The 7472-nt window shown below is 74.3% G+C and carries 8 protein-coding genes; 7 read left to right on the forward strand and 1 reads right to left on the reverse strand.

Annotated elements, in window-relative coordinates; translation table 11 throughout:
• Positions 1–21: 21 nt before the first annotated feature.
• Positions 22–408, reverse strand: coding sequence for a metallopeptidase family protein (locus ACZ63H_RS21455; protein WP_344349841.1), 387 nt, complete (start codon positions 406–408; stop codon positions 22–24).
• Between the two features lie 350 nt (positions 409–758).
• Here ACZ63H_RS21455 and ACZ63H_RS21460 point away from each other — a divergent pair, with 350 nt between their 5' ends.
• The 7 genes from ACZ63H_RS21460 to ACZ63H_RS21490 form a co-directional block, all read left to right on the forward strand.
• Positions 759–1184 carry a DUF3499 domain-containing protein gene (locus ACZ63H_RS21460; protein ID WP_469867271.1) on the forward strand — a complete coding sequence of 142 codons (426 nt, stop codon included), beginning with the start codon at positions 759–761 and terminating at the stop codon, positions 1182–1184.
• A gap of 125 nt (positions 1185–1309) precedes the next feature.
• Complete coding sequence (locus tag ACZ63H_RS21465) at positions 1310–2674, forward strand: phosphomannomutase/phosphoglucomutase (RefSeq protein WP_469867273.1); 1365 nt, start codon at positions 1310–1312, stop codon at positions 2672–2674.
• A 73-nt stretch (positions 2675–2747) separates the two neighbouring features.
• The gene (locus ACZ63H_RS21470; RefSeq protein WP_469867275.1) at positions 2748–2918 is read left to right on the forward strand and encodes a Trm112 family protein; all 171 of its coding nucleotides are present in this window, start codon (positions 2748–2750) and stop codon (positions 2916–2918) included.
• Between the two features lie 119 nt (positions 2919–3037).
• Positions 3038–4165, forward strand: coding sequence for an SIS domain-containing protein (locus ACZ63H_RS21475; RefSeq protein WP_469867277.1), 1128 nt, complete (start codon positions 3038–3040; stop codon positions 4163–4165).
• 134 nt (positions 4166–4299) lie between these two features.
• Positions 4300–5451 carry a mannose-6-phosphate isomerase, class I gene (manA, locus tag ACZ63H_RS21480; protein WP_469867278.1) on the forward strand — a complete coding sequence of 384 codons (1152 nt, stop codon included), beginning with the start codon at positions 4300–4302 and terminating at the stop codon, positions 5449–5451.
• 169 nt (positions 5452–5620) lie between these two features.
• Complete coding sequence (locus ACZ63H_RS21485) at positions 5621–6601, forward strand: cation diffusion facilitator family transporter (protein WP_469867280.1); 981 nt, start codon at positions 5621–5623, stop codon at positions 6599–6601.
• Positions 6602–7170: 569 nt separating this feature from the next.
• Positions 7171–7472, forward strand: a 302-nt coding sequence (locus ACZ63H_RS21490) for an adenosylhomocysteinase (RefSeq protein WP_469867282.1), incomplete at its 3' end; no start/stop codon positions are given.

The raw sequence follows: 7472 nt of genomic DNA on the forward strand, positions 1-7472 counted from the left end.
GGGAGCGTGTGCGCCGGCGCCCTAGTCCTCCCCGTACCGGGGATCCACGGTCTCCGGGGTCAGTCCCAGCAGCTCCGCCACCTGCTCCACGACCACCTCGTGCACCAGCGCGGCCCGCTCGTCGCGCCCCTTGGTCCGGATCTCCACCGGCCGCCGGTACACGACCACCCGGGCCCGCCGCCCGTCCCGCGCCGGCACCACCCCGCCGAGCGGCACGGCCTCGTCCTCCCACACCGGTCCGTCGCCCCGCCCGTCCAGCCGGGGCACCTCCAGCACGAGGAAGTCGATGTCGGCCAGCTGCGGCCAGCGCCGCTCCAGGCGGTCCACGGAGTCCTGCACCAGATCCGCGAACACCTCGGCCCGGCTGGCGGCCAACGGCACCTGCGGCGGCGCGATCGGCCCCCGCATGCCCCGCCCGTGACGATCACGGCGACGGGGCCCGGGGCCGCTGGCACGGGGCGGTACACGGTTGTCCATCACCGGTGAAGCGTAGTCCCCGCACCCTGCGCGCGTCCGGCTCCACACGGCAACCCGCCCCCGTCGCCCCTGTCGCAGGATGACCATTCAGGCCAACGTCTGGCTCGTTTCCGTAACTTTCCGAGACCACCGAACTCAAGGCAATTGACGCTGTTTGTGCCGACTCCTGACCGGACGCGTCTCCTCCGGTCCCGCGCCGCGATGCCGTCCACGCAGGTCAGCACAGTCCCCCCGAAGGGGTGTGTGGGGCGTTTCACACCACGACACGGTGGAGTGACCTGGTGGGGAGTCGTCGCGGCCCGCTCAAGAGTGCGGTACCGTCCAACATCGTGAGCCCTGTACGTCGCTGTTCGCGCACCGCCTGCGGCCGACCCGCCGTCGCGACGCTGACGTACGTCTACGCCGACTCGACCGCGGTCCTCGGCCCGCTCGCCACCTACGCCGAACCCCACTGCTACGACCTGTGCGCCGAGCACTCCGAGCGCCTCACCGCCCCGCGCGGCTGGGAGGTCGTACGACTCCTCGACGGCTCCGCGCCCGCGCGGCCCAGCGGCGACGACCTCGAAGCGCTCGCCAACGCCGTGCGCGAGGCGGCCCGCCCCCAGGAGCGCGCGGCCGAGGCGGGCGGCGGCGGAGCCCGCGCCGTGGACCCCATGGAGGTCGCCCGCCGCGGCCACCTGAGGGTCCTGCGGTCCCCGGACAACTGACCGCGTCCCCGGACGGCCGGCCACACCGCGCGACGTTCCGGGGCCTCCACCCGGTGTCCGCACGCCTCCCTCCGTCCCGCGACGGGTAGTTTTGGGCACCCACCAGGACTTTCAGGAGGATGGCCGTGACTGCTGATCTGTCACAGATCGTGAAGGCGTACGACGTGCGCGGAGTGGTCCCGGACCAGTGGGACGAGGCACTGGCCGCACTCTTCGGCGCCGCCTTCGCGGACGTGACAGCGGCGGCGGCCGTCGTCGTCGGCCACGACATGCGCCCCTCGTCCCCCGGCCTCTCCCGCGCCTTCGCGCGCGGCGCGGCGGACCGCGGCGCGGACGTCGTGGAGATCGGCCTGTGCTCCACCGACCAGCTGTACTACGCCTCGGGCGCGCTGAACCTGCCGGGCGCGATGTTCACGGCCTCGCACAACCCGGCCCGGTACAACGGCATCAAGATGTGCCGCGCGGGCGCCGCCCCCGTCGGCCAGGACACCGGCCTCGCGCAGATCCGCGAGCTGGTCGAGCACTGGCTCGCCGAAGGCGCCCCGGAACCCGCGGCCCGGCCGGGCGCCCTCTCCCGCCGCGAGACCCTGGAGGAGTACGCGGCGCACCTGCGTTCCCTGGTCGACCTCGCCTCCCTGCGCCCCCTGAAGGTCGTGGTGGACGCCGGCAACGGCATGGGCGGCCACACGGTCCCGCCGGTCTTCGCCGGCCTGCCCCTGACCCTCGTCCCGATGTACTTCGAACTGGACGGCACCTTCCCGAACCACGAGGCCAACCCGCTCGACCCGGCCAACCTCGTGGACCTGAGCAAGCGGGTCCCCGCGGAGGGCGCCGACCTCGGCATCGCCTTCGACGGCGACGCCGACCGCTGCTTCGTCGTGGACGAGAACGGCGACCCCGTCTCCCCGTCCGCGATCACCGCGCTGGTCGCCGCCCGCGAACTGGCCCGCAACGGCGGCAAGGGCACCGTCATCCACAACCTGATCACCTCCCGCACGGTCCCGGAGGTCGTCCGGGAGAACGGCGGCACCCCGGTCCGCACCCGGGTCGGCCACTCCTTCATCAAGGCCGAGATGGCCCGCACCGGCGCCATCTTCGGCGGCGAGCACTCGGCGCACTACTACTTCAAGGACTTCTGGAACGCCGACACCGGCATGCTCGCCGCCCTGCACGTCCTCGCGGCCCTCGGCGGCCAGGACGGCCCGCTGTCCGCCCTGGTCGCGCAGTACGACCGCTACCGCGGCTCCGGCGAGATCAACTCCACCGTCGCCGACCAGTCCGCGCGCCTCGCCGCGGTCCGCGCCGCGTACGAGGGCCGCGCCGACGTCACCCTCGACGACCTCGACGGCCTCACGGTCGCCGCCGCCGACTGGTGGTTCAACGTCCGCCCGTCCAACACCGAGCCGCTGCTGCGCCTGAACGCCGAGGCGAAGGACGAGGCGACGATGGCCAAGATCCGCGACGAGGCCCTGGCGATCATCAGGGGCTGAGCGGCCCGCCCGACGGCGGTACGCTGACCGGGCATATCCACCGACACCCATCCGCCCCCCGAAGGGACACCCCATGGCGCTCGAAGCCGGCCTCCTGGAGATCCTCGCCTGCCCGGCCTGCCACGCCCCCCTGAAGGAGCAGGACGCCGAGCTGATCTGCACCGGTGTGGACTGCGGCCTCGCCTACCCGGTGCGCGACGGCATCCCGGTCCTGCTGGTCGACGAGGCCCGCCGCCCCGCGTGACCGGGCACCCCACCGCCCGCGAGAGCGCCGGCGCCGCCCGGTTCGACCGACGGCGCCGCGTGCCGGTGCCCGTCACCTCCTAGCACCCCAGGATCCCCGGCGACCGGAGGCTGCCGCCCATGCTGGACGAATCGCTGCTCGACACCCCGGAGGGCCTCGCCGAGGCCGACCACCGAGGCCTGCTGCGCGGCGCGGCGGAGGCCGGCGCCCGCGTCCGCACCGCCGCCCGGAACGCCGCCGAGGCCGGTGTCGGCGGCCTGAAGCCCGACGGCCGCCCCCGCGCGGTCCTCATCGCGGGCCCCGGAGCCGCCGCCACCCACACCGCCGACCTGCTCGGCACGCTGGCCGGCCCGGGCAGCCCCGTCGTCCGGCTCGCCCCGGCGGGCGTCGCCCCGGCCGCGGGCGCCCTGCGCTGGGAACTGCCGGGCTGGGCCGGCGCCGTGGACCTGCTGCTGATCGCCACACCGGACGGCACCGAACCGAGCCTGTCCCTCCTCGCCGAACAGGCCTACCGCCGCGGCTGCTCCGTCGTCGGCGTCGCCCCGCCGCAGACCCCGCTCGCCGAGGCGGTCACCGGGGCGCACGGCCTGTTCCTGCCGATGGAGACGGCACCGTACGACCAGGAGGAACCGCTCGCCGCGTCCTCCCCCGGAGTGCTCTGGGCGCTGCTGACCCCGCTGCTGGCGCTCCTGGACCGGGTCGGCCTGATCGACGCCCCGCCGGAGGCCCTGGAGAAGGTCGCCGACCGCCTGGACCTCGTCGCCGAGCGCTGTGGACCCGCCATCGCGACCTACAGCAACCCGGCCAAGACCCTCGCCGCCGAGCTGGCCGACGCGCTGCCCGTGGTGTGGACGGAGGGCACCTCGGCCGGCCCGGCGGGCCGCAGGTTCGCCGCCGCCCTCGCCGAACTCGCCGGCCGCCCGGCCCTGGTCGCCGAACTGCCCGAGGCGCTCGCCGCGCACAGCGCCCTGCTGGCCGGCCCGCTCGCCGCCAGCGCCGACCCGGACGACTTCTTCCGCGACCGCGTGGAGGAACCGCCCGCGCTGCACGCGCGCGTGGTGCTGCTGCGCGACCGCCCGATCAGCGGTCTCACCGCCGCCCCCGCCGCCCGCGACGTGGCCCTCAGCCACGACACGCCGGTCAGCGAACTCGAACCGGAGGAGGGCGGCGAACTGGAGACCCTCGCGGAACTGATCGCCGTCACGGATTTCGCCGCCGTTTACCTGGCGCTCGCTTCGGGGGCCTGATCTGGCTCCGGCCCACCGCCCGCACCCGCCGCCGGCCCGGACCTCCCGCCGAGCGCGCGGGCGGATCCGGCGGCGCCCGGAGCGGACGCGACGGCGCCGGCCGAGCAGCGCACGTACGGAGACAGAGAAGACACATGGACCGCCTCGACAACACCATCCGCCCCTACGCCTGGGGCTCCCCGACCGCCATCCCGCACCTCCTGGGCGTCGAGCCGACCGGCGAACCCCAGGCGGAGATGTGGATGGGCGCGCACCCCGGCGCCCCGTCGCGCACCCCGCGCGGCACCCTCGCCGAGGTCGTCGAGGCCGACCCGGAGCGGGAACTCGGCGCCCGCGCGGTCGCCAGGTTCGGCCCCCGGCTGCCGTTCCTGCTCAAGATCCTCGCCGCCGGCGCGCCCCTGTCCCTCCAGGTGCACCCGGACCTGGCGCAGGCCCGGGAGGGATACGCGGAGGAGGAGCGCCGGGGCGTCCCGGCCGACGCCCCGCACCGCAACTACAAGGACGCCAACCACAAGCCCGAACTGATCTGCGCGCTCACCGAGTTCGACGGGCTGTGCGGCTTCCGCGACCCCGTGCGGGCCGCCGGTCTGCTCGACGGGCTCGGCGTCGGCTCCCTCAAGCCCTACGCCGACCTGCTGCACGCCCGTCCCGAGGACGCGGCCCTGCGCGAGGTCCTCACCGCGGTCCTCACCGCCGACCCGCGGGAGATGGCCCGGACGGTCGCCGAGGCCACCGCCGCCTGCGTCCGCCTCGGCGGCGCCTACGCCCCCTACGCCGGCATCGCCCACCACTACCCCGGCGACCCCGGCGTGATCGCGGCCATGCTCCTCAACCCCGTGCGCCTGCAGCCGGGCGAGGCCCTGTACCTCGGCGCCGGCATCCCGCACGCCTACCTCGGCGGCCTGGGCGTGGAGATCATGGCCAACTCCGACAACGTCCTGCGCTGCGGCCTGACCCCCAAGCACGTCGACGTCCCCGAGCTGCTGCGGATCGTCCGCTTCGAGCCGAGCGACCCCGCAGTGCTGCGCCCCGAGGCCTCCCCGGACGGCGAGGAGGTCTACGAGACGCCGATCGACGAGTTCCGGCTCTCCCGCTACGTCCTGCCCGAGGGCGGCCCCGCCCGCGACGTCACCCGCGACACCCCGCAGATCCTGCTCTGCACGGCCGGCACCGTCCGGGCGGGCGAGCAGGAGCTGCGCCCCGGCCGGTCGGTCTTCGTCCCGGCCGGCGAGACGGCGGAGATCTCGGGCGCGGGCACGGTCTTCCGCGCCACCGTGATCGTATGACCGGGGGTTGTGGGTAGACGGGCGTTCATATGACCGGGGCTGTGGACACCTGACGCACCGGCGCCCGGCCGGGCTGTAAGAATGACCCACCGGCAAAGGCCGGGCAAAGCCGGGCACCTGCCCGGACGGACGCACGAGGCCGACACAGGCGAAGGGACACCGCGAACACATGAGCGCGTCAGGCGGTACGAAGGCGATCGTGGCGGCACTGGGCGCCAATCTCGCGATCGCGGCATCGAAGTTCGTGGCGTTCGCGTTCAGCGGCTCCTCCTCGATGCTCGCCGAGGGCGTCCACTCGCTCGCCGACTCCGGCAACCAGTTCCTGCTGCTCGTCGGCGGCAAGAAGGCGCAACGCCAGGCCACCCCCCAGCACCCCTTCGGCTACGGCCGCGAGCGGTTCATCTACGCCTTCCTGGTCTCCATCGTCCTCTTCTCCATCGGCGGCATGTTCGCCGTCTACGAGGGCTACGAGAAGATCCGCCACCCGCACGATCTGGAGAACTGGTACTGGCCGGTCGCCGTCCTGGTCTTCGCGATCCTCGCCGAGGGCTTCTCCTTCCGCACGGCGATCAAGGAGTCCAACGCACTGCGCGGCAAGCTCTCCTGGAAGGAGTTCATCCGCCGCGCCAAGGCGCCCGAGCTGCCCGTCGTCCTCCTGGAGGACTTCGGCGCGCTCATCGGTCTGGTCCTCGCCCTCGGCGGCGTCGGCCTCTCCCTGCTCACCGGCGACGGCGTCTGGGACGGCGTCGGCACCCTCTGCATCGGCATCCTGCTCGTCCTGATCGCGCTGGTCCTGGCCGCCGAGACCAAGTCGCTGCTGCTCGGCGAGGCCGCGGGCGCCGAGGACGTCAAGAAGATCGAGGCCGCGATCGTCGACGGCGACACGGTCACCCGCGTCATCCACATGCGCACGCTGCACCTCGGCCCCGAGGAACTGCTGGTCGCCGCCAAGATCGCCGTCCGGCACGACGACACGGCCACCGAGATCGCCACCGCCATAGACGCCGCCGAGGCCCGCGTCCGCGCCGCCGTCCCCATCGCCCGCGTCATCTACCTGGAACCGGACATCTACAGCGAGGCCGAGGCCGCCAAGGGCCCGGACCCGGAGGCCACCCCGGGCGGCCCCACCCCGCACGCCGCCGGCCACTGACGACGCCCGGTACGGCGGCCGGCCTCAGGGGTACCGCACCGGCCAGGGCGCCGGCACCACCGGCGCCCTCCGCCGCCGTACCACGAGGAAGGCGCCCCCCAGCCCGCCACCGGTGAGCACCAGCGCGCCGGCCGGGCGGAGCCACCCCGCCCGCCTCGACGGAACGGACGGACGGGACCCCGTCCACCGCTCCAGGCGGCGCCGGACCCGCGCGACGCCGTCCCGGCCGCCCCGCGAGCGGAACCGGACGGCCCGGCCGCCCGCGTCCCGCACCGCTCCACCCCCGGTGCGCCCCCGGAACCCCACCCGGCCGACCTCGGGAAGACGCGACGAATCCGGACGCGGACTGGGGGCGACCCGGTCGACCGGTGTAGCTTGGGACGGAGCCAGACGTCGCTGCTGATGGCGGTCGGGCGGCCCACACGGGCCGACCGAGGGAGAGAGGGCCTCCGACGGACTGCGCTGCGCGCACGCGGGCATGCCTGTGTCCTCTTCTCGGGCACCCCTGTGTCCGCCGCCGCGCAGACCAGCCGTACCCACCTCGCCCCAACCCCGAGGAGCAGCTCGTAATGACGACTGTCGACAACCGACAGGACTTCAAGGTCGCCGATCTTTCGCTGGCCGAGTTCGGCCGTAAGGAGATCACTCTCGCCGAGCATGAGATGCCCGGTCTGATGGCGATCCGCAAGGAGTACGCCGAGGCGCAGCCGCTGGCCGGTGCGCGGATCACGGGTTCGCTGCACATGACGGTGCAGACGGCCGTGCTGATCGAGACGCTGGTCGCTCTGGGCGCGCGGGTGCGCTGGGCGTCCTGCAACATCTTCTCCACCCAGGATCACGCGGCCGCGGCGATCGCGGTGGGCCCGCAGGG

Source organism: Streptomyces sp. NPDC104831, from assembly GCF_055583025.1.